The organism is Xanthomonas sp. NCPPB 2250, assembly GCF_056725265.1.
The window spans coordinates 1648712-1672187 of the sequence record NZ_CM161520.1; the positions used below are offsets into that span (position 1 = coordinate 1648712).

17 protein-coding genes are annotated in these 23476 nt (G+C 70.0%); 10 read left to right on the top strand and 7 right to left on the bottom strand.

The window, feature by feature from the left end:
• Window positions 1-28 precede the first annotated feature (28 nt).
• Window positions 29-2134, top strand: a complete 2106-nt coding sequence (locus AC1PMG_RS06785; protein ID WP_481111084.1) for a LodA/GoxA family CTQ-dependent oxidase — start codon at window positions 29-31, stop codon at window positions 2132-2134.
• A complete protein-coding gene (locus tag AC1PMG_RS06790) occupies window positions 2121-3263 on the top strand; it encodes an FAD-dependent monooxygenase (protein WP_481111085.1) in 1143 nt (380 codons plus the stop codon). Before AC1PMG_RS06785 ends, AC1PMG_RS06790 begins: the two co-directional genes overlap by 14 nt.
• Before the next feature lie 253 nt (window positions 3264-3516).
• Here AC1PMG_RS06790 and AC1PMG_RS06795 read toward each other — a convergent pair whose 3' ends face one another.
• The 3 genes from AC1PMG_RS06795 to AC1PMG_RS06805 all read right to left on the bottom strand — a co-directional run bounded on the left by AC1PMG_RS06795 (window position 3517) and on the right by AC1PMG_RS06805 (window position 6873).
• Entirely contained in the window at window positions 3517-4440 is a 924-nt protein-coding gene (locus tag AC1PMG_RS06795) for a DUF72 domain-containing protein (RefSeq protein ID WP_481111086.1), read from the bottom strand.
• An 85-nt stretch (window positions 4441-4525) separates the two neighbouring features.
• Complete coding sequence (locus AC1PMG_RS06800) at window positions 4526-5065, bottom strand: DNA-3-methyladenine glycosylase I (protein WP_481111087.1); 540 nt, start codon at window positions 5063-5065, stop codon at window positions 4526-4528.
• Between the two features lie 14 nt (window positions 5066-5079).
• Entirely contained in the window at window positions 5080-6873 is a 1794-nt protein-coding gene (locus tag AC1PMG_RS06805; RefSeq protein ID WP_481111088.1) for a DUF4153 domain-containing protein, read from the bottom strand.
• A 105-nt stretch (window positions 6874-6978) separates the two neighbouring features.
• On the opposite strand from AC1PMG_RS06805, the gene AC1PMG_RS06810 reads away from it, so the two are divergent.
• From AC1PMG_RS06810 to AC1PMG_RS06840, 7 genes are all read left to right on the top strand, one after another.
• Window positions 6979-7545 carry a YqgE/AlgH family protein gene (locus AC1PMG_RS06810; RefSeq protein WP_342072300.1) on the top strand — a complete coding sequence of 189 codons (567 nt, stop codon included), beginning with the start codon at window positions 6979-6981 and terminating at the stop codon, window positions 7543-7545.
• A complete protein-coding gene (ruvX, locus tag AC1PMG_RS06815; protein ID WP_407136429.1) occupies window positions 7538-8050 on the top strand; it encodes a Holliday junction resolvase RuvX in 513 nt (170 codons plus the stop codon). The genes AC1PMG_RS06810 and ruvX overlap by 8 nt, the downstream gene beginning before the upstream one ends.
• A gap of 19 nt (window positions 8051-8069) precedes the next feature.
• Window positions 8070-9017, top strand: coding sequence for an aspartate carbamoyltransferase catalytic subunit (locus AC1PMG_RS06820; protein ID WP_152236595.1), 948 nt, complete (start codon window positions 8070-8072; stop codon window positions 9015-9017).
• Window positions 9018-9210: 193 nt separating this feature from the next.
• A complete protein-coding gene (locus tag AC1PMG_RS06825; protein WP_481111089.1) occupies window positions 9211-11208 on the top strand; it encodes a M1 family metallopeptidase in 1998 nt (665 codons plus the stop codon).
• A gap of 420 nt (window positions 11209-11628) precedes the next feature.
• The gene (locus AC1PMG_RS06830; protein ID WP_481111090.1) at window positions 11629-12693 is read left to right on the top strand and encodes a pectate lyase family protein; all 1065 of its coding nucleotides are present in this window, start codon (window positions 11629-11631) and stop codon (window positions 12691-12693) included.
• 449 nt (window positions 12694-13142) lie between these two features.
• Entirely contained in the window at window positions 13143-15401 is a 2259-nt protein-coding gene (locus AC1PMG_RS06835) for a methyl-accepting chemotaxis protein (protein ID WP_481111091.1), read from the top strand.
• A 740-nt stretch (window positions 15402-16141) separates the two neighbouring features.
• Entirely contained in the window at window positions 16142-18394 is a 2253-nt protein-coding gene (locus tag AC1PMG_RS06840) for a methyl-accepting chemotaxis protein (RefSeq protein ID WP_481111092.1), read from the top strand.
• Between the two features lie 178 nt (window positions 18395-18572).
• On the opposite strand, the gene AC1PMG_RS06845 is transcribed toward AC1PMG_RS06840, so the two are convergent.
• Window positions 18573-19055, bottom strand: a complete 483-nt coding sequence (locus AC1PMG_RS06845) for a hypothetical protein (protein WP_295933356.1) — start codon at window positions 19053-19055, stop codon at window positions 18573-18575.
• Window positions 19056-19268: 213 nt separating this feature from the next.
• Window positions 19269-19652, bottom strand: coding sequence for a hypothetical protein (locus AC1PMG_RS06850; RefSeq protein WP_481111738.1), 384 nt, complete (start codon window positions 19650-19652; stop codon window positions 19269-19271).
• Here AC1PMG_RS06850 and AC1PMG_RS06855 point away from each other — a divergent pair.
• Window positions 19573-20949: an amino acid permease gene (locus tag AC1PMG_RS06855; RefSeq protein ID WP_481111093.1), complete on the top strand. Its 1377-nt coding sequence runs from the start codon at window positions 19573-19575 to the stop codon at window positions 20947-20949. The two genes, AC1PMG_RS06850 and AC1PMG_RS06855, sit on opposite strands and share 80 nt — an antisense overlap.
• A gap of 379 nt (window positions 20950-21328) precedes the next feature.
• Here AC1PMG_RS06855 and AC1PMG_RS06860 read toward each other — a convergent pair whose 3' ends face one another.
• Window positions 21329-22597, bottom strand: coding sequence for an arsenic transporter (locus tag AC1PMG_RS06860; RefSeq protein WP_481111094.1), 1269 nt, complete (start codon window positions 22595-22597; stop codon window positions 21329-21331).
• A gap of 258 nt (window positions 22598-22855) precedes the next feature.
• Window positions 22856-23305 carry a hypothetical protein gene (locus tag AC1PMG_RS06865; RefSeq protein ID WP_481111095.1) on the bottom strand — a complete coding sequence of 150 codons (450 nt, stop codon included), beginning with the start codon at window positions 23303-23305 and terminating at the stop codon, window positions 22856-22858.
• Window positions 23306-23476: the final 171 nt, after the last annotated feature.

The following is a 23476-nucleotide window of genomic DNA, read 5'->3' on the forward strand; positions in this document are numbered from 1 at the left end:
CTCTCACCCGGATCAGGAGCAAGTCATCATGACCAGCAACGTGTTTCGCGTGCATCCGGCGATCGGCATCGGCCGCGTCGGCGACAGCCAGGAGTTCTATCTCGCGCCGGTCACCGCGGCCGGTACCCGCGATGCCGACGGCCTGTTCGGCGGACTGCCGGTGCAGCCGGGCACCGAATCCACGCCGATCACCGCCGCGCAGTTCCGCGACGCCGACGGCAACGTCAAGCGCCAGGCCGCGCGCTTCCACATCTACGCCTACCCCAGCGGCAGTTCCGGCACGTATCCCAACGGTGGCGGCGTGCGCGTGGACGTGGGCAGCACGATCGACGGCAAGACGGTCAAGGACATCGTCTGGACCGTGCACCTGGCCAACAAGAAGCTCAACAACTATTCGACGGTGAGCCAGGGCGGCCAGTTCCGTGGTATCGGCGCCTACGAGTCGCCCGGGCTGCTGGAACTGCGCAACCCAAACTATCTCGATGCGGCCAATCCGGCCGATCCCAACGATCCGACACGGTTGCGGCAGTTGGTGATCGATGCAGGCCCGCGCGCGCTCAGCGCCGCCGCCGCGGGCAGCAGCGTGGTCGCCTTCGACATGACCACCACCGCCAGCTACGCCGATGCCGGCGGCACGATCCAGCCGCAGCCGGCCTATCCGGTCAGCTTCCCCTCGATGTTCCATACGCTGCACGAACCGCTCGGCAAGCTCGATTCGTTGGGCGACATGCGCGTGGAGGCCAACGGCGCGCTGATCGTGGCCGGCGGCTTCGCCCGCACCTCGGCGGTGATCGGGGCCGATGGCAGCTACCCGCCGCTGGAGGACGCGACCGAAAACGGCCTCTGGTACGACGATGCGGCCGACGGCCCGGTCAATGCGGTACTGCTGTTCGACGACGGCAGCACCGCCAGCGTGCAGGGCGCGTGGTACGTCACCGGCGATCCGGGCTATGCGCCGCAGACCCGCAACGTGGTGTCCACCTGGGACGATGTCTACGACGTGTGGGTACGTACACTGGGCCTGGTGCCGTCGCTGTACGCCAACGGCGGGTTCCTGCCGACCTATCAGCCGTCCTTCAGCGACGACATCCAGCCGATCTTCCACGCGGCGATGCTGCAGCGCTGGAACACCAACCTGCCGTCGGGGGCAGTCAAGGGCCACGACACGATCGGGCAGATCCTGCCGACCGACGATCCGAGCGCCAAGATTCCCAACCTGAAGACGCTGATCCGCGATCCGGCTTCCGCCGCGGACACCGAGACCGGCTCGCCGATGATGCCGCTGTCGCTGGGCGATGCGCAGAAGAGCTTCCTCAGCGTCAGTTCCACCCAGTACTTCCTGCTGAGCCAGTGGCACGGCAACAACTACGTGCAGGTGGGCGCGCCGACGCTGGGGCCGGGCGAAGCGCTGGACCGGGTCACCCTGCAGAACTGCCTGGGCGGCCGCTACAGCCCGGGCATCGAGGTGTCGTTCCCGATCCGCGACGTCAATCTCTACGTGCAGGACTGGCAGGCCAAGGACTGTGGTCCGTTCCGCATCAACCAGGCGCCGCTGGACTACAGCAAGGCGAGCAAGGACAGCGCGTTCCTGAGCTTCGGCTATGTGCCGCTGCAAACGCATCCGGTGGAGCCGGGCGATCTGTCCAAGTTCATGTCGGTGCCCTGGCACACCGACTACAACTCCTGCGCCACCCATCTGCCCGATCCCAATCCCGGGCAGCAGACGGTCAATCCGAACAACACCCTGTTCTGGTCGTGGCCGGCGGAGCGGCCATTCGCGGTCTACCCGCTGGAGTTGTGCCAGTTCGACGAGCAGGAGCAGACGTGGTACGTGAGGCAGCAGGTGTATTCGGTGCGCGGCAACGGCACCGATACCGACTACCCGGCGCAGGCCGGCCGCTTTCAGGAGTACGAGGACTTCGTGGCCAACTGGGCCAAGGTCGGCTTCATCATCAGCGGCGCGCAGATCCCGCAGGCGACGGGGCTGCCGCCATACCCGCCCGACCTGTTCCTGGAAGTGGCCAGCGAGTTCGAGGTGGGACAGGAGTTCGTCGCCCGCTGGCCGATGGCGAACATTCCGGCCTATTCGTCGGGATCGGCCAAGGCGCGCGCCGACAGCGATGGCCTTGCCTGAGCCGGCGGCTGCGCTGACCTCGGACGACCGCTGCGCCGTCGCCATCGTCGGCGGCGGCGCGGCCGGCTGCGCCACGGCGCTGGCGCTGGCCGCGCGCGGGGTCGAGGACGTGGTCGTGGTCGACATGGGCCGCGCCGCAGGCTGGCGGCTGGGCGAGGCGCTGGCGCCGACCGCCAGTGCCGCGCTGCAGCGGCTGGGCGTGTGGGAGGCGTTCCTGGCGCAGCGGCCGCTGGCCTCGGCCGGCAGTTGCGCCAGCTGGGGCCGGCCGGAGCTGGGCTACAACGATTTCATCGTCGCCGGCCACGGCAAGGGCTGGCACGTGGACCGCGGCGCCTTCGACGCGATGCTGGCCGCGGCGGTGCCGGCGCAGGGCGGCACGCTGCTGCGCGGCCTGCGCCTGGGCGCGGTCGGCCGCGCCGCCGATGGCGATCACGTGCTGGAGCTGCACGAAGAGCAGGGCGGCGTGCGCCGGCTGCGCGCCGGGTTCCTGGTGGACGCCAGCGGCATCGCCGCCGCGGCGGTGCGGCGGCTGGGCGTTGCCCGCAACGAGGTGGATTGCCTGGCCTTCGTCGCCGGGGTGTTCGCGCTGGAGCAGGCCGAGGCGATTCCGTCGCAGGCCTTGCTGGAGGCCTGCGCCGACGGCTGGTGGTACGCGGCGAAGCTGCCACATGAGCGCTTGATGCTGGCCTTGGCGCTGGAGCCGCGCCGGCAACGTCAGTACCTGGACCGCGACGTGTGGCTGGCGGCGGCGCACCAGACCCGGCATGTCGCGCAGTGGTTGGCGCAGGGCGGGGCGCGTGCACCCGAGGCCGATGGCCTGATCGCCGCGCTGGGGCCGTCGGCGATCCTCAGTCGCGTGGTGGGCGAGGATTGGCTGGCGGTGGGCGACGCGGCCAGCGCCTACGATCCACTGACCGCGCACGGCATCGTCAAGGCCCTGCACGACGGCGAGGCCGCCGCGCACGCACTGGCAGCGCATCTGCACGGCGCCGGCCCGGCACCGCTGGCGGCGTACCAGGAGGGCGTGTTCGCGCGCTTCCGCGCCTACCTGCGCGAACGCGGGGCCCTGTACGCGCGCGAGCGGCGTTGGGCGCAGGCACCGTTCTGGCAGGCGCGGCTGGCGGGGTGATACGGCAGCGCTGGAGCGCGGTGCCTGGTCCGCCCAGTGCGTGGGCAGCGCGTCTTCGAGCACGATGGGAGACGCAGGCACGCCTGGGGTGACGTCAACGATCCTTTGATCACGACGACAGGCAAGGCGTAGGAGCGGCTTCAGCCGCGACGGGGATGGCCGATAGCGCCGCGACGTGGCGGAGGCCGCTGCGACGGGGCGATGTCATGGTGCGAGGCTCAATCCCGGAATGCCGCATGCGGCGAGCTGCCGTTCAATCCTCGCTGTCGCTGTCGCTGTCGTTTTCGTCGCCGCGCGCCGGGCATGGCGTCGGCACGCCCAACCGTTGCGCCAGGCGTCGCGCATCGAACGGCGCGTGCACCTTCATGTCGTTGTCGAAGTAGCAGTACACGTCGCGTCGCGCGCGCGCCGGTGCGCGCGGGCCGACCCGCTGCACATCGGCCGGTTCGCTGCCGCGATGCCAGGCGTCGATGCGCCTGGCCCAGGCGTCGAGCGCCGTATCGTCGTAGCCGCTGGCGTAGAGCTGCGCATCGCCGTGCAGGCGCAGGTACAGGAAATCGGCGGTCACGTCTTCCAGGTAGGGCCACTTGCCGGTGGTGTCGGCCTGCACCAGCGCCACCCGGTGCTTGCGTAGCAAGGCCACCGCTTCCGGCGTGGCGAAGCTGGGATGGCGCACTTCCAGCGCGTGGCGCAGGCGCCGGTTGCGGTCGATCCGCAGCACGCTGCGATCGCGCATGCGTGCAGCGTCGCGCTTGCGCGCCAGCGCCAGTGCGCTCTCGCTGGTACGCGGCAGCAGCGAAAGGAAGGCGTCCAGCAGGTCGTGATCGAAGGCCAATGACGGCGGCAACTGCCACAGCAACGGCCCCAGCTTCGGACCCAGCGCGAGCAGGCCGGAGGCGAAGAAATTCGCCAGCGGCTGCTCGCAGTCGCGCAGCCGTTTCAGGTGGGTGACGAAGCGCGGCCCCTTGACCGCGAACACGAAGCCGCGCGGGGTGGCGTCGTGCCAGGCGGCATAGCTTTTCGGGGTCTGCAGGGAGTAGAACGAGCCGTTGAGTTCCACCGAGCGGAAGCAGTGCGCGGCGTACTCCAGCTCCCGCCGCTGGGTCAGCTCGGACGGATAGAACACGCCACGCCAGCGCGGGTAGCGCCAGCCGGAAATGCCGATGCGCAAGGCCATGCGCCGACCATGCCGGCGGCGGCGTGCAGCGTTCGTGCAGGCCGCGCCAAGGTGGCGTCGTGCCGCTCCTCGCGCACCAGCAGCTTCAGCCGGCGCGCATCCACGGCGGATCCAGCTGCGCGATGCGCGCGAACGCCGGGCAATCTTCGCGGTGCGCGCCGGGCAGGTAGCCCAGGCTCATCAGGAACTCGCCGGTGATCTCGCCGCCGGTGAAGCGGAAGGTACGCTTGAACAGCTTGATCCATTCCGCCTTGCTGCGCGGATGCTGCGCGTCCAGCCAGACGGCGAAACTGCCGTGGCTGGCGCGCAGGCCCTGGATCACCTGTGCGTTGTGGATCGCCGCCTGCACCTTGAGCCGGTTGCGGATGATCCCGGCGTCGCCGAGCAGGCGCAGCACGTCGGCCTCGCCGAAGGCCGCCACCGTGTCCACGTCGAACCCGGCGTAGGCCGCGCGGAAGCCGGCGCGCTTCTTCAGCATCAGCTCCCAGCTCAGCCCGGCCTGGTTGATCTCCAGCACCAGCCGCTCGAACAGGTCGGCTTCGGCGCGTTGCGGCACGCCGTACTCGTGGTCGTGGTAGTGGCCGTGCACCGGGTGCCCGGGGGCGATATCGCAGTAGCTGCTCATGCGGCGGGTATCCCTCAGTCGGTCTGCTCGTTGGGGTCGGCGGGGTACACCTCGGTCCGCCGCGCGCCCGGCAACTGCAGGTCGGGCCAGCGCCGCGGCAGCAACTGCAGCTTGCCCTCGCGCAGCGCCTGGTAGAGCGCGTCGGCGTTGTCGCCACGGCGCGGGAAGAAGTGGGTCCGCGCCACGTCGCGCCAGCCGCTGCCCAGGTCGGTGTGGATCCGGCATTCGACGCCGTAGCCGGCGCTGGCATTGCACAGCAGCACGTCGTCGTGGCCATCGCCGTCCAGGTCGCGGCGCAGCGCCACGCACTGCGCGCCCCCGCGCCGGCAATTGCCGTCCTCGATCTTGCCGGCCAGCAGCGCCTGCCACCAGGCGGCGTCGGGCTCGGCGCTGCCGGCGGCCGGCACGATGCGCTGGCGCACCTGCAGCGGATCGGTGCTGCGCGGCGCATCCTCGTTGTCGCCGCCCCAGCGCTGCTGGCGCTGCAGCATCTGCTGCAGGCGTTCGCGCTGCACCGGGTCGTCGGCGAACGCGGGCACCTCGCGCAGCGCCTGCACCGCGCGGTAGCCGCGGCGGCCGCTGTCGAAGCGCAGATAGGCCAGGTCCAGTTGCGCGGCGCTGGTGCGGCCGTCGGCCAGGCGCTGCAACTGGTCGCCGACGACGAGGCGGTAGGGGTCCAGCAGCGGCGAGCTGGCCGCCAGCGCCAGGCCGATCACCACCCACGACAGCACCCGGTTCACCGGCGCCAGCGGCTGCAGCCAGCGCGCGCCCGGTCGCAGCACCGCCCAGGCATAACCGCATGCGTAACCGCAGGCGACCACCGCGACCAGGACCCCGGCAAAGCGCTCGGTACTCCAGCCGTACTGCCCGATGCGCAGCCACAGCGCGTACAGCGCCAGCCCCGCGTACAGCGGCAGGCTCAGCAGCCCGGCGTCGATCACCCGTTGCAGCCAGGCCGGGTAGGGCGCGTCGGCGGTGCCGTCCTGATACACCGCATTGACGAAGACCACCAGCGTGGCCACCACCGCGATCAGGATGCTGGCGGCGGCCCGGGTCTCCCACAGCGGCTGCAGGCCGGTGAACGGCAGGCTCAGCGCGAACAGCACCGCCACGAACGCCAGCAGCGGCAGCAGCCCGGTGCAGATCGCGAACAGGATCTGCCGCATCACCTGCACCGCGCGCTGCTGGGTGCGGCCGATCAGCAGGCCCAGGCCGAACATGGTGCCGGTGGCCAGGTAGACGAAGGCGGTCTGCCGGAACAGGTCGCGGAACAGGGTCAGCTTGACCAGCGCGAACAGCGCGCCCCACAGCCACAGCACCAGCCAGCAGATCCCCACGAACAGCAGCGCCAGCGCCAGGGTCAGCGCGTTCTGCCAGGCATGCTCGAACAGGTCGCGGTACGGCGCCTGCCAGCGCCCGTGCTGGAGCCGGCACTGCAGCCACGGCAGCAGTACGAACATCGCCAGCGCCAGGGTCGCAGCGAACGGGCCCAGCACCTGGCCGGTGCGCAGGCCGGGCGCGCCGGTGGCGTTCCACACCGCCCAGGCGGACAGGGCCGCCACCAGCACCGCCAGCACGATGGTGTGCTGCCACAGGCGCAGCGCGCCCAGGTGCCGCACCGACAGCAGGGTCATGGTCGGCACGGTCAGCACCAGGGTGTACCAGCACACCTGTCCGCCCAGGGAGCCGAACGGCCACAGGCCGCTCTCGGCGCCGCGCTGCGCCAGGTACAACAGCGCGCCCTGCAGCAGGGCCACCAGCACGATGAAGGCGCGGGTCTGGCGTGGCAGGTCGGGGGGCGTGTCCATGCGTGCGTGCTCCTGGGCGACCGGTCGGGGCCGCGATCGGGCGGATTATGGCAGCCCGCCGCAGCCCGGGCAGCGCGCACGCGGGAGGGACGATAGAATGGGGCCATGTCCGCTTTGCCCACGCCTCTGGCCAACCAACTGCTGATCGCGCTGCCGGCGCTGTCCGATCCCAACTTCGCCCGCAGCGTGGCGCTGATCTGCCAGCACGACGAGAACGGCGCGATGGGCGTGGTGGTCAACCGCGCCTCCGAATACACCCTGGGCGAAGTGCTGGAGCAGATGGGCATCGAGACCATCGACGCCACCCTGCGCGAGCAGGTGGTGCTCAGCGGCGGGCCGGTGCATCCGGAGCGCGGCTTCGTCATCCACGATGGCGCGCACGGCTGGGATTCCAGCCTGGCGTTCGCCGACGGCCTGTTCCTGACCACCTCGCGCGACGTACTCGAGGCGATGGCGCGCGGCGAAGGGCCGCGCAACGCGGTGGTCGCGCTGGGCTGCGCCGGCTGGGGCGCCGGCCAGCTCGAATACGAACTGGGCGAGAACAGCTGGCTGACCGCGCCGGCCGACGCCGAACTGCTGTTCGAGCTGCCGCTGGAGCGGCGCTGGCAGACCGCGGCCGGGCGTATCGGCGTGGACCTGTTCCGCCTCACCGACTACAGCGGGCATGCCTGAGTCCGGCCTGCCTGCGCCTGGCGCACCCGCGCCCACCAGCGCCGCGCCCGCGACGATCCGCCGCGACGGCACCGTGCTCGGTTTCGACGTCGGCCACCGCCGCATCGGCGTGGCCGTCGGCAGTTGTTTCGGCAACGGCGCACGCGCGCTGGCGGTGATCGACGTGCATGCGCAGGGGCCGGACTGGCCGGCGCTGGACCGCCTGCATGCCGAATGGCGGCCGCACGGCCTGGTGGTCGGCGATCCGCTCACCCTCGATGGTGCCGACCAGCCCAACCGCAAGCGCGCGCACGCCTTCGCCCGCGAACTCGGCGCGCGCTACCGCCTGCCGGTGGTGCTGGTCGACGAACGCTCCAGTTCGGTCGAGGCCGCGCAACGCTTCGCGGTGGACCGTGCCGCCGGCCGCAAGCGCCGTCGCGACGCCGCCGCGCTGGACGCGGTGGCCGCCGCGGTGATCGTGGAGCGCTGGCTGGCCGCGCCCGACGACGCCATTCCCCCTCCCTGATCCACTGCCCGGACCCGCCATGACTGATCCGCAACTCGATTCGAACGGGCGCCTGCGCCACCTGCTGACCCTGGAAGGGCTGCCGCGGGCGACCCTGCTGCAACTGCTGGACCGCGCCGGGCAGATCCGCGACGCGGCAGTGGGCCGGGTCGGCAAGCGCAACGTGCTGGCCGGCACCGCGGTGTGCACGCTGTTCTTCGAACCGTCCACGCGCACCCGCAGTTCGTTCCAGCTGGCCGCGCAGCGGCTCGGCGCCGACGTGCTGAACTTCGACGCCTCCACCTCGTCCACGCGCAAGGGCGAGACCGCGCGCGACACGCTGAAGAACCTGGAAGCGATGGGCGTGCGCGGCTTCGTCGTGCGCCACCCCGAGGACGGCGCGGTGGAGCGCCTGGCCGAGGCGGCGGGCGAGGGTACCGCGCTGATCAACGCCGGCGACGGCCGCAGCGCGCATCCCACCCAGGGCCTGCTCGACATGCTGACCCTGCGCCACGCCAAGGGCGGCGACTTCTCCAAGCTCAAGCTGGTCATCGTCGGCGACGTCAAGCACTCGCGGGTGGCGCGCTCGGACCTGCACGCGCTGCGCACCCTCGGGGCCGGCGAAGTGCGCGTGTGCGGGCCGCGCGCACTGCTGCCCGACGACGACACCCTGGACGGCTGCGTGGTCGGCGAGGACTTCGACGCCATGCTCGACGGCGTGGACGCGGTGATGATGCTGCGCCTGCAGCGCGAGCGCATGGAGGAAGGCCTGGTGACCTCGCTGGAGGATTACCATGGCCAGTACGGCCTCACCGCCGAGCGCCTGCGCCGCGCGTCCAAGGACGCGGTGGTGCTGCACCCGGGCCCGATCAACCGCGGCGTGGAGATCACCGACGAGGTCGCCGACGGCGCGCAGTCGTGCATCCTGCGCCAGGTCGCCAACGGCGTGGCGGTGCGCATGGCGGTGCTGGAGACCTTGCTGGGCTGAGCCCGGCGCGCGTCGCCCTTTCGTCGTAGGAGCGGCTTCAGCCGCGACGGGCTTTACCGGGAATCCCCATCGCGGCTGAAGCCGCTCCTACGCGGCCTTGCCAAGCATCCGCTGCCGAAGGTGGCGAACGGCACATTCGCGCCAACCCCCAATCGGCCTACCATCGGCGGCGATCCTCCCCACGGACGTCACCATGATCCTTGTCCTGCGCCGCGCTGCGTTCGCCGCGGCCTGCCTCCCGCTTGTCGCCGCCGCCCAGTCCGGCGCCGCCGCTGCCACCGCCGACCGTCAGGGCGGCTACGATCCGCAGGCGCTGTTCGCGCCGCTGCAGTTGCCGCAGCCGGCCAACGCCTACCGCAGCGGCGGCGGCGTGCCCGGCCCGCAGTACTGGCAGAACCGCGCCGACTACGACCTGCATGCCACCCTGGAGCCGGCCACGCACACGCTGCGCGGCCAGGAGACCATCACCTACAGCAACCGCAGCCCGGACACGCTGGACGTGCTGTGGCTGCAGCTGGACCAGAACCTGTACCGCGGCGATGCCCGCGCCCGCACCCTGCGCGCCGCGCGTGCCGACCGGCCCGCGCCGCAGAGCACCGAGGGCTACCGCATCGCCAAGGTGGAACTGGAGCAGGGCGGGAAGCGCGTGGCGGCGACCTTCCTGATCGACGACACGCGCATGCGCGTGGAGCTGCCGCAGACGCTGGCCAGCGGCAAGACGCTCAAGCTGCACATCGACTACGCCTACACCGTGCCCGGCACCTGGGGCGGCCGCACCGCGGTCACGCCAACTCCTGATGGCGAGATCTACGAGATCGCGCAGTGGTATCCGCGCATGGCGGTGTACGACGACCTGCGCGGCTGGGACACCCAGCCCTACCTGGGCGCGGAGTTCTACCTGGAGTACGGCGATTTCGACTACGCGGTGACCGTGCCGTGGGACTACCTGGTGGCCGGGTCCGGCGAACTGGTGAATCCGGCGCAGGTGCTCACCGCCACCCAGCGCCAGCGCCTGGCGCAAGCCGCCGCCAGCGACACGACGGTGACCATCCGCGGCGCCGATGACGTGGGCAACGCGGCCAGCCGGCCCAGCGCCAGCGGCACCCAGATCTGGCGTTTCCACATGGACCACACCCGCGACGTGGCCTTCGCCGCCTCGCCGGCGTTCGTCTGGGATGCGGCGCGGATCAACCTGCCCGAGGGCAAGCATGCGCTGGCGATGTCGGTGTATCCGCGCAGCGCGGTCGGCAGCGACAAGTGGGGCCGCTCCACCGAATTCGTGAAGGCCTCGATCGAGCACTTCTCGCAGTGGTATCCGTACCCGTGGCCGGCGGCGGTGAACCTGGGCGGCCACGGCGCCGGCATGGAGTATCCGGGCATCGTCTTCGACGACATGGAGGACGGCGGCAAGCAGCTGTTCTGGATCACCGCGCACGAACTCGGCCACGGCTGGTTCCCGATGATCGTCGGCTCCAACGAGCGCCGCCATGCGTTCATGGACGAGGGCTTCAACACCTTCATCGACGTCTACGCCTCCGACGCGATCAACCATGGCGAATTCGCACCCAAGCGCGATGGCGAGTATGCGCCCGGCGGCGGCAACCCGGTGGACGAGATCCTGCCGCTGCTGGCCGACGCGCAGGCGCCGACCCTGCTCGATCGCGCCGACGCCACCAGCGAGAAGTACCGGCACCCGCTGACTTACTTCAAGGGCGCGCTGGGCCTGGTGCTGCTGCGCGAACAGATCCTGGGGCCGGCGCGCTTCGATCCGGCGTTCCGCAAGTACATCGCCAGTTGGGCCTACAAGCATCCCACGCCGTCGGATTTCTTCCGGCTGATGGAGAGCGAAGCCGGCGAGGACCTGAGCTGGTGGTGGCGCGGCTGGTACCTCAACAACTGGCAGCTGGACATGGGCGTGCGCGCGGCCGCGTACGTCGATCATGATCCGGCCAAGGGCATGCTGGTGACCTTGGGCAGCCGCCAGAAGCTGGTGATGCCGGCGACCTTGCGCATCGACTTCGCCGACGGCAGCCATCTGGATCAGCGCGTGCCGGTGGAGACCTGGATGCAGCAGACCGAGCCGCAGATCCGGGTGCCGAGCACGCAGAAGGTGCTGCACGTGACCCTGGATCCGGACCACGTGCTGCCCGATGCCGACCGCAGCGACAACCGCCTCGACACGGTGAGCTGAGCGCGTCGCGGCCATCCGGCGCCTGTTCGGCGGCGGATGGCCCGCGCAAACGTGCTGCGGCCGCAACATTCGCGGCCGCGCAGCGTCGGCGTGTGCTTGTCCCTGCGCAGTGTGCCGAGGGCGATGGCGGTGCGCGCGATACACGGCCGTTCGCCGTCGTTGCCGGCGAGGTGCGTCCAACGCAGCGTGCGTGCGGACAGCCTGTCCCCGGCTGTCGCTGTCTGTCTCCTGCGGACCGTGCGTGTCCGCTTGTCCTGTCTCGCGCGGCGAACGGAGCGCAGGGTTCCAGTTCGGCGTCGCGGCGATTGCGCGGGCCGCCGCGCGCATTCCAAGAATGCCGCCGGCCCCCACGCCCCCGTGCCGGCGCATGCATGCACTGTCATGCGTCCTGCACTCATCGCGACAGATGGGAGAGACATCATGCAGCAGCAGTTCCGCAGGGGCGCCCTGGCGCTCGCGCTGACCGTCGGCGCCGCCCCGGCCTTCGCCGGCCCGGTCGGCTACGGCGCCAACACCACCGGTGGCGGCAGTGCCATTCCGGTCAACGTCGCCACGATGGAGGCGATGCAGGCGGCGATCGACAACTACGCCGGCTCCGGCGGCCTGGTGCTCAACTACACCGGCAGCTTCAACTACGCCAGCATCACCGACGTGTGCACGCAATGGAAGCTGCCGGCCAAGACCGTGCAGATCAAGAACAAGCGCGACATCACCATCAAAGGTGCGAACGGCTCGTCTGCCAACTTCGGCGTGCGCGTGGTCGGCAATGCGCACAACGTCATCATCCGCAACATGACCATCGGCCTGCTGCCGGGCGGCGAGGACGCCGATTCGATCTCCCTGGAAGGCAATTCCAGCGGCCAGCCGTCCAACATCTGGGTGGACCACAACACCATCTTCGCCTCGCTGACCAAGTGCCCCGGCGCCGGCGATGCGTCCTTCGACGGCGGCATCGACATGAAGAAGGGCGTCAACCACGTCACCGTGTCGTACAACTACATCCACGACTACCAGAAGGTCGCGCTCAACGGCTACAGCGACAGCGATACCCAGAATGCCGCCGCGCGCACCACCTACCATCACAACCGCTTCGAGAACGTGGAATCGCGCCTGCCGCTGCAGCGGCGCGGGTTGAGCCACATCTACAACAACTACTTCAACAACGTCTTCACCTCCGGCATCAACGTGCGCATGGGCGGGGTGGCGCTGATCGAAGCCAACTACTTCGAGAACATCAAGAACCCGGTGACCTCGCGCGACAGCAGCGAGATCGGCTACTGGGACCTGATCAACAACTACGTCGGCAGCGGCATCACCTGGACGGTGCCGGAGAGCACCAGCAAGCCCTACGCCAACGCCACCACCTGGATCTCGTCCAAGACCTATCCCGAGCCGCTGGGTTACCTGTACACGGCGATCCCTGCCGCGCAGGTCAAGGCCAAGGTCATCGCCACCGCCGGTGCCGGCACCAACCTGGCCGAGTAAGGCACGCCGCCTCCGCGCCCGACGGCGCGGAGGCGGGTCGCCCAGGCGGTGGCGGATATATGCCGTTTACGACATTTTGGGTGTGCGCCTGTCGGCGTCTGCGACGGCAAGGGCGACGTGCGCCAGCGCTGACAAGGCACCTTCCAGCCTTTGTTTCACATGGATTTTACGGGTGCGCAAAGGTGGCGTGATGTAGACATGCAACGTGTACATCACAGTCACGATGCTGAGGGAATTTAGAAAACTGTGCGCAGTTGCGCATCAAGATTCCAGGCGGGTCGCCGTTACCTAGTACGAGTACCCGCATGGGACACCCCCGATGCGGTCGGTGCTGGAAGTGTCGTTTCCTTCTTCTCCGTCGCATCGCGCCCGGCCGTTGGCCCGAGGGTGTCCTGCGCGATCCAGGTCGTGGCGCGGGCTGCTCTCCTTTTCTTACTTGGTGGCCCCTCATGATCGGAATCCTGCAACGCTACAACGTCGGGACGCGGCTCGCGTCCGCCTTCGGCGTCCTCATCCTGCTCTCCTGTGCGCTCGTCGTCGCCGGGTTGCTGACGTTGAAACAGGCGCGCGAGATGATGGACACCATCGTCAACCGGCGCATGCAGATCCTCGATTACACCGGCGAGATGCGTAACGCCAGCGCACAGGTGGCGGTCAACCTGCGCAACATCGTGCTGCCGACCACGCAGGAAGAGAACGAGCGGTTCGCCAAGGCGGTCGACCAGCAGCGCCGCTACTACGGCGAGATCCACGACAAGCTCTATGCGATGCCGGTCAGCGACGCCACCGGCGCGCAGATGCGCAAGGCCATCGACGACGCCTACGAACGGACCCGCCTCGCCAACCAGCAGGTGTTGGATCTGGGCATGGCCAACAGGTCCGACGAGGCGTTGAAGGTGCTGATGACGCAGGCCGGGCCGGCGACCCAGCAATGGCAGGACGCGATCAATACCTACGCCAACCGGCAGCGCGCGCGCGGCGCCGAAGCCTACGCCAGCGCCAACGTCGCGATGGACCGCGGCCGCAGCCTGCTGGTGGCCGGTGGCGTGCTCGTGGTGCTGGTCAGCGGCCTGCTGGCCTGGCTGATCACCCGCAGCCTGACCGTGCCGCTGACCCGCGCCACGCGTGTCGCCGAGGCCATCGCCAGCGGCAAGCTCGACAACGACGTACGCACCGACGCCCGCGACGAAACCGGACGTCTGCTGGTTGCGATGCAGGGCATGCAGCAGCAGGTCAGCAACCTGATCGGCGCGCAGCTGGAGATGGCCAAGCGCCACGATGCCGGCGAGGTCAGCCATCGCATCGAAGCGCAGGCCTTCCCCGGCGACTACGGACGCATGGCCGCCGAGACCAACGCGCTGGTCGCCTCGCACCTGGCGGTGAAGACGCGCCTGGCGCAGATCATGGGCCGCTACGCGATCGGCGACCTGTCGCAGGACATGGATCGCCTGCCCGGCGAGGAAGCGGTGCTGAGCCAGACCATGGACGAGGTCAAGGCCAACCTGTCGGCGATGAACGGGCAGATCAAGCAGCTGGCGACGTCCGCGGCCGACGGCGACTTCAGCGCGCGCGGCGACGCCGAGCGCTTCCAGTACGACTTCCGGGTGATGGTGGACAGCCTGAACCAGCTGATGGCCACCGCCGACGGCAACCTGCAGGCGCTGTCGACCCTGCTGCAGGCGATCGCCGCGGGCGATCTGACCGCGCGCATGCACGGCGATTTCCGCGGCGTGTTCGCGCAGATGCGCGACGACGCCAATGCCACCGCCGAGCAACTGGCCGGCATCGTCGGCCGGATCAAGCACTCGGCGGTGTCGATCAATGCCGCGGCCAGCGAGATCGCCGCCGGCAACGACGATCTGTCGCGCCGCACCGAGCAGCAGGCCGCCAGCCTGGAAGAAACCGCGGCGTCGATGGAAGAACTGACCTCCACCGTTCGCCAGAACGCCGAGCACGCGCGCCAGGCCAATCAGCTCGCCGCCGGTGCGGCCTCGGTCGCCTCGCAGGGAGGCGACGTGGTCGGCCAGGTGGTGACCACCATGAGCGGCATCGAGGATGCGTCGCGGCGCATCGCCGACATCATCTCGGTGATCGACGGCATCGCCTTCCAGACCAACATCCTGGCACTCAACGCGGCGGTGGAAGCCGCGCGTGCCGGCGACCAGGGCCGCGGTTTCGCCGTGGTCGCCAGCGAGGTGCGCACGCTGGCGCAGCGCTCGGCCAGCGCGGCCAAGGAGATCAAGAGCCTGATCGACGATTCGGTGAGCCGCGTCGCCGAAGGCTCGGTCCTGGTCGACCAGGCCGGCAAGACCATGACCGAGATCGTGACCTCGGTGCAGCGTGTCACCGACATCATGGGGGAAATCTCCGCGGCCTCGCAGGAGCAGTCGGCCGGCATCGAACAGGTCAACCAGACCGTGACGCAGATGGACGAGAGCACCCAGCAGAACGCGGCATTGGTGGAAGAGGCCAGTGCGGCAGCGCGCTCGATGGAACAGCAGGCGGTGGAACTGAGCCAGGCGGTGGCGCTGTTCAAGCTGGACGCATCGGCGGCCACGCCGGTAGCGCAGGCGCCGCGGCACCAGGCCACGGCAACGCCCGCGGGCAAGCGCAGCGTCCGTCCGGCAGCGGCCAAGGCCGCACCTTCGCGGCGTGCGGCGCAGCCGGCGGCGGCGACGGCGCTGGACAAGGATTGGCAGGAGTTCTGAGCCGTACGGCGTCTGTCATCGGCGAGCGGCGCAATGCGCGTCGCTCGCCTGTCGCGTGCCGGCGGCCTTGCCGCTGCCGGTGCCGCGTTCCGCCGATCCGAGGACGTTCCACTGCGGTCGCGATGCCGTGCCTGCCTTGGCGCGGCACGCTGTTTCTGACCGACGCGTGTGTTGCCCGCGTGAGCATCCAGCAAGTCGTCACGTGCCGCCGCCGCCGTGCGGCAGACGCCGTGCGCGTGATGCGACGCGTCCCTTGTACGAAGGCATCGCTGCCGCAGTAGCCCGGCCGCGGGTTCCTGGCTGACGCCGCGAAGTGACTGCGATCACATTCCTGGTCGTCGCACGGGTATCGAGGTGGCCGCTGTGCGGCCAACCAGAAAATTTTTCCTCGCTGCGACCTCGCGTCGCAAGCAAGCGCCGTGCCGGCCGTTGCAACACGGCGTGCACGTGCTCTTCACGCAAAAACGCCGATCCGGACGCCGTGTGAATCGGCTCTGCACATCCCTGTGATGTGCCTGAGGACGTTCAATAAATTCCGTGCAATTGCCTCTCAAGTCCCCGCGCAGGGCGCCGTTACATCGCCCGCACATCGAGCGGGATGCGTCATCAAGCGTCTGATTCAAAACGCTTTTTCACGGCTCATTCATCTTGCTTCGATGCGGGCGCGCACAACGGCGGCTGGTCGGCGTGCGTGGTCCGGGGCGTTCCATCGCCCCTCTCATTCCCCCAAAGGCCATTCCATGATTGCATTCCTTCAGCGCTACAACGTCGGTGCCCGGCTCGCCACCGCGTTCGGCATCCTCATCCTGCTGTCCTCGGCGCTGGTCGTCGCCGGGCTGCTGACCCTGTTCCAGGCGCGCGAGCGACTGGACGGCATCGTCAACCGCAACATCGCCGCCATCCGCGCGTCCAGCGACATGCTCAACGCCAGTTCGGTCGTGGCCATCAATGTCCGCAACATCGTGTTGCCGACGTCCCAGGAAGACAACATCCGCTTCGCCAAGATCGTCGCCGAGCAGCGCGCACGCTACCAGGAGGCGCGCAAGCGGGCGGGCGCCATCCCCAGCGGTGCGCAGAGCCAGGCCGTGCTGGAGGAAGTCGATCGCGCGCGGCAGATGACCGTGGACGTCAACAACCGGGTGATGGATCTGGGCATGCACGACAAGCCGGACGAGGCCCTGGCCCTGCTGATGCGGGAGTCCGCGCCGCTGACGCAGAAATGGCAGGACGCCATCGCCCGCTATGCCGATCTGCAGGCCACCCGCAGCAATGAGGCCTATGCGGAAGCGACGGCCGCGATGGCGCGCGGGCGCGCCATGCTCATCGCCGGCGGCCTGGCGGTGGTGCTGGTCAGCAGCCTGCTGGCCTGGATGATCACCCGCAGTCTCACCGTGCCGCTGGCCCGCGCCACCCGCGCCGCCGAGGCCATCGCCGACGGCCGCCTGGACAACGACGTGGCCACCGACGCGCGCGACGAGCCCGGCCGCCTGCTGCTGGCGATGGGCCGCATGCAGACCCAGCTGCAACGCTTCTCCCGCGAGACCGTGCTGATGATCGAGCTGCACGCCGACAAGGACATCAGCCATCGCATGCCGCATGACTTCCCCGGCGTCTACGGCGAGCTGAGCAAGGGCATCAACACCATGATGTTCGAGCATCTGGACGCCATCGTCGATGCCATCGGCGTGCTCAACGAGTACGCCAACGGCGACCTGCGCCGCGACGCGCGCCGGCTGCCCGGCAGCCGTGCGGTGCTGCACGAATCGATGGATGCGGCCAAGGCCAGCCTGCTGGCGATCAACACCGAGATCAAGCGTCTGGCCGCAGCAGCCGCGGCCGGCGACTTCAGTGCCCGCGGCGATGCGGCCAGTTTCCAGCACGACTTCCGGCTGATGGTGCAGGACCTCAACGCGATGATGGAGGTCAGCGACCGCAACCTCGGCAAGCTGTCGGCGCTGCTGCAGGCCATCGCCGCCGGCGACCTCACCGCGCGCATGCATGGCGACTTCCACGGCGTGTTCGCGCGGATGCGCGACGATGCCAACGCCACCGCCGACCAGCTGACCGGCATCGTCGGCCGCATCCAGACCGCCGCGGTCAGCATCAATGCCGCCGCCAGCGAAATCGCCACCGGCAACGACGACCTGTCGCGCCGCACCGAGCAGCAGGCCGCCAGCCTGGAAGAAACCGCCGCGTCGATGGAGGAACTGACCTCCACGGTCAAGCAGAACGCCGAGCATGCGCGCCAGGCCAACCAACTCGCCAGCGGCGCGGCGTCGGTCGCCTCGCAGGGCGGTGCGGTGGTCGGGCAGGTGGTCGAGACCATGAGTGGCATCGAGGCCTCGTCGAAGAAGATCGCCGACATCATCGGCGTCATCGACGGCATCGCCTTCCAGACCAACATCCTGGCGCTCAATGCTGCGGTGGAAGCCGCGCGTGCGGGCGAGCAGGGCCGCGGGTTCGCGGTCGTTGCCAGCGAAGTGCGCACCCTGGCGCAGCGTTCGGCCAATGCCGCCAAGGAGATCAAGACGCTGATCGACGATTCGGTGACGCGCGTCGCCGAAGGCTCGGCGCTGGTCGACCGGGCCGGCAGCACCATGCAGGAGATCGTGGCCTCGGTGCAGCGTGTCACCGACATCATGGGTGAGATTTCGGCGGCCTCGCAGGAGCAGTCGGCCGGCATCGAGCAGGTCAACCAGACCGTCACCCAGATGGACGAAAGCACGCAGCAGAACGCGGCGCTGGTGGAAGAAGCCACCGCGGCGGCGCGCTCGATGGAGCAGCAGTCGGTGGAGCTGACCCAGGCCGTGGCGCTGTTCAAGCTGGACGGCGCGCCGGCTGCGGCGCCGATGCCGGCGCCGTTGCCGCGCGGCAGACACGCGACGCAGACGATGACGCGCAGTCCGCGCCCGCAGGCCGCGGCCGCACCGGCACGCCGCGCGCCGTCGTTCGCGGCGGCGGTAGCGCTGGACAAGGACTGGCAGGAGTTCTGAGTCGTTGCGGTCCGGTCGCCGGACCGCCTTCGGTGCGGCCGCTTCCTCGGAAGCGGCCGCATGCGTTTGCCGATATCGGCCGCTGGGCGATATGGACCGATCCGGGCACCCGCGTACGCCGATCGACGGCGGCGGGTCACGCTGCGGCCGCCGAGTGCGGCCGCAGCGCGGTCGGCACTTATTGCGGCGGCTTGGTCTGCGGGCTCTTGATCACGTACGAGGTGATGTACTCGCCGTTGGATCCGTAGACCACCACGATGGTGGTGTTGGCGTCGCGGTAGACCACGGTGGCGTTGCACGGGCAACTCGCCGCGGCGGTGACCATGCCCAGCGGCTGGTTCTTCGCGTCGTTGACCGCGATCATCTGCTCCTCGGCGGCGGTGCCGATCGGCAGCCGTGCCTCGGTGCCCGGCGTGGCGGTGAGCACGGTGATGACCTCGTCCCGCAACGAGTTGATCTGCACGAAGCGCAGCCCGGCCTTCTCGAACGTGTAGACCTTGAACAGCGGCGACAGGCTGACGTTCTTCTTGCCGATGGGCAGGCGTTCGCCCATGCCCTGGATGGCATCGGCGGCGTTGAGCGGTGCGCGTTCGGCGGCCTGCAGGCAGGGCGCCGCCAGCGCGGCCGCCAGCACCGTCAGGGTCAGCAACGGTTTGATCATGGTGTCTCTCCTTGTCTGGATGGTACGGACCTGTACGCCATGGGACGAGCGGCAACCGTGGTCCTTTCCGGCCGGAGCGCCCGCAACGGGCCGTCTCCCGGTCCGTCGTCGCCTGCCGTCCTCCCGGCTCCGCGTGCATGCCCTCATCGGCTGGTACGGAGATAGGAGATTCGGTGGGCGTCGAGTTCAGTATTTCTGACGTTAGCATCGCTGTCAATATGCAAAATCAACCAGATGGAGCGAAAGCTCGTGATGGCTGCAGGTAAGGCGATTCCGTACCTGTCGAGCATCGAGCGGTGCCGTGGTCTTGCCGGGCGTGGAGCGGCCGCCAGCAAGGCGCTCGCCGTCCGCCGTCGCGGTGTGCATCGCGGCCGCGTGCGCGGATCCGCGCTGCGTTGCAGCAGCCATGCCGCCGCTGTGCGCCGATCCGCGCTCGCAGGCGGCCAAACGCGCGCGCAGCCGCACGGCATCGTCGCCAGCCTGTATCGTGTCGCGTTTTCCGCACCCGACCGAGCCGATGCCGCATCCGTCCGCGCCTGTCCCGCCTGCCGCCGCACCCGCCTTGCGCCATGCGCTGAAACCGCGGCAACTGATCATGATGGGATTGGGCAGCGCGATCGGCGCCGGCCTGTTCCTGGGCTCCGGCGTCGGCGTGCACGCGGCAGGGCCCGCGGTGCTGATTTCCTACCTGGTCGCCGGCGCGCTGGTGATCATCGTGATGAACGCGCTGGGCGAGATGGCGGCGGCCAAGCCGGCCAGCGGCGCGTTCTCGGTGTACGCCGCCGACGCGATGGGGCCGACCGCCGGCTCAACCGTGGGCTGGCTGTGGTGGCTGCAGCTGGTGATCGTGATCGCCGCCGAGGCGGTGGGCGCCGCCGGCCTGCTGGCGACGGTGTGGCCGGGCCTGCCGGTACCGCTGGCCGCGATCGCGTTCATGGCCGCGTTCACCGCGATCAACCTGCTGGGCGTGCGCAACTTCGGCGAGTTCGAATTCTGGTTCGCCATCCTCAAGGTGGCGGCGATCGTCGGCTTCATCCTGGTCGGCATCGCCTTGCTGGCCGGCTGGCTGCCCGGGGTGGCCTCGCCGGGTCTGTCCAACGTCACCGGCAACGGCGGCTTCGCGCCGAAGGGCCTGGCTGGTATCGGTGCCGCGCTGCTGGTGGTGGTGTTCGCGTTCGGCGGCACCGAGATCGTGGCGGTGGCCGCGGCCGAGACCGCCGACCCGGAGCGCAGCATCGCCCGCGCCATCCGCACCGTCGCCTGGCGCATCCTGGTGTTCTACATCGGCTCGCTGAGCGTGATCATCGCGGTGGTGCCGTGGCAGAGCGAGGCGCTGAGTTCGCCGTTCGCCGCGGTGCTGCAGGTGGCCCGGATTCCCGGCGCCGCCACCGCCATCACCCTGATCGCGGTGATCGCGCTGCTGTCGGCGCTCAACGCCAATCTGTACGGCGCCTCGCGGATGATCTTCTCGCTGGCCCAGCGCGGCGAAGCGCCGCGCGCCCTGGCCGCGTCCAGCCGCCAGCAGGTACCGTGGATGGCGGTGCTGGCCAGCGTGCTGTTCGGCTTCGTCGCCGCGGTGCTGGAGCTGCTGTATCCCAACCGCGTGCTGCCGGTGCTGCTGAACATCGTCGGCGCCACCTGCCTGCTGGTGTGGACGATCTCGCTGCTGTCGCAGCTGATCCTGCGCGCGCGCGCCGACCGCGCCGGCACCCGCCTGCCGTTCCGCATGCGCGGCTATCCGGTGCTCACCGTGCTGGCGCTGGCGATCCTGGCGCTGATCTTCGGCCTGCTGGTCGCCTCGCCGGACACCCGTATGCAGTTCCTGTCGATGGCGGCGCTGACGGCGGTCATTGCCGTGGTCAGCGGCGTGGCGCGGCGGCTGCGCGCGGGGTAGGGCGCGCGTAGCAGCGGGAGCGTCGGGCCGTTGTGGGAGGGACTTCAGTCCCGACGAGGGGGCGATGGCCGATGGCCTTGCGCGTCGCGACTGAAGTCGCTCCCACAATGGGGGGCTTAGCGCGCGTCACGTGTGCTGCCGCAGCGGCGGCGCTTGTTGCTTTTCATGGAGCAACCGCGGCAGGTGTCCGCGGTAAGGCCTGTCGCGGCTGAAGCCGCTCCTACAGGGGAATTCTGCGAGCTGTCCGATGCCCTCGTAGGAGCGGCTTCAGCCGCGACGCGTTGCGGTAAAAGCCGCCGCGGTCGCTACAGGCCGGGCCTGGGTGCCCATCCCGCGGGCTTGGCCGCCATGGGCAATCCGCGAAGTGCACGCGCGCGACTCAGCCCAGCAGCAGCCGCGCCCCCAGCGCGCACAGCAGCGCCGGCGGCATCACCAGCGCGCCGACCTTGAGGAAGCGCCAGAAGCCCACGTCCTCGCCTTCGCGGCGGATCGCGGTGAGCCACAGGATGGTCGCCAGCGAGCCGGTGATCGACAGGTTCGGCCCCAGGTCCACGCCGATCAGCAGCGCGTCCACCACCAGTTGCGGCGGCTGCGCCTGGGCCACCGTGGTGCTGGCGATCAGCCCCGCGGGCAGGTTGTTCATCAGGTTGGAGCCGAACGCCAGCAGGGTACCGGCGATGCCGGCGGTGGCCTGCGGCGAGTGCGCGGCGGCGTCGGCCAGGGTACGCGCGAGCAGGCCGATCACGCCGGTGCGCGACAGCGCCTCCACCAGCACGAACAGGCCGGCCACCAGCGGCAGCACCGACCACGACACCGCCTTGGCCATCGGCAGCGGCGACTGCCGGCCGCCCAGGCAGACCACGCCGAGTGTCGCCAGGCCGGCCAGGCAGGTCGGCAGACCCAGGTCCAGGCCCAGCGCGGAGACGCCGACCAGCAGCGCCGCGGTGGCGAGGATGCCGACCAGGGCGAAGGTGCCGCCGCGGGTCAGCGGCACCGTGTCCACGCGCGCGGCGCAGTGGCCGGTCAGGTCCTTGCGCTCGGCCCAGCGCAGCATCACGAAGGTCACTCCGATCGCCAGCAGCGACGGCAGCGCGAACGCGGCCATCCACGCGCCCAGGGTCGGCATCTTGCCGCCGTACAGCACCAGGTTGGCGGGGTTGGAGATCGGCAGCACGAAGCTGGCGGCGTTGGCGATCAGCGCGCAGGCGAACAGCAGCGGCAGCGGCTTGGCGCCGGCCTTGCGCGCGGCCGCGTACACCGCCGGGGTCAGCACCACCGCGGTGGCGTCGTTGGACAGGAACGCGGTGACCACGATGCCGACGCCGAACACCAGCGCGAACAGGCGCTGGGTCGAGCCCTTGGCCAGGTTCACCGCATGCATCGCCACCCAGTCGAACAGACCTTCGGCGCGCGCGGTTTCCGACAGCAGCATCATGCCGATCAGGAACAGATAGACGTCCAGGCCCTTCAGTACCGCCTGCCAGGCCTCGCCGCCGGGCATCAGCCCCAGCGCCATCAGCAGCAGCGCCCCGCCCACTGCCCAGCACGCCTCGGGCAGCTTGAACGGCCGCGCGATCACCCCGGCGGTGGCTAGTGCGCAGATGCCCCAGGTGGCGAAATTCGCGGTATGCGCGACGGGCATGCTCATGCCGCCGCGGCCGTGGCACGGGCGCCAAGGCGCGTGCGCGAGCAGGCCGCCGGGGCAGGGCAGGGGAGGGCAACGAGAGCGGGCACGGGCATGGGGCGTCGGGCAGCGGAGTCCGAGGGGCGTGCAGGATAGCAGCGGGGCAGGTGCAGGCCGGGCGGGCATGGTGCTTCGGCGCCCGCGGTTTAGCTTGCGTAGACACGCGCGGCGTGGTCGCCGGCATATCGATGCGCACCTGGGCCGCGCGGCAACGCGGTGCCGCTACCCCAGATGGCGTGCGAGCCACCCTTGCACGAACGCCACCGGCCCGGTCCGCGGCGGTGGCGTCAGCCCGGCGCTGCGCACGAAGCCGGCGGCGGCCTGCGCCAGCGCCTGGTTGGCACGACGCACGGCCTGCTGCGCGGCCGCCTGCTGCTGGCGCAATTGCACCAGGTGCAGCGACGGCCGCCCCGGCGGCGCGAACTTCTGGTCGCGGCGCAGCGCATCGGCGGACAGGCTGTTGGCCTGGCTTGCCTGGTGCAACGCGTCCAGCGCGTCCAGCACCTGCAACAGCCAGCGTCCGCTGTCGCTGAGTTGCAACGCAGCGGCGTCGTCGTGTGCCGGCACCAGCAGTGGCGGAATCGCCGCGCCGGCGACCACCGCTGCGCTCGGTTCCAGGGCGCGCAGGCGGGCATGGAACGCGGTTTGCGATGAAGAGAGGGCGGTCGCCATGCCGGGCCTATGCACGAAAGCGCGGACTGTACGCGGTTTGGCGCGTCGCCGCACCGCTGATTGCGTTGCGCAGCGGGAACTGTCGTCGTCGACCGGACGCGTCACGCGGGGCCGTTGCCGCTGCGCACTACCCGCAGCGCCGCGGCCATGTTCGCCGCGTTGGGCCCGATC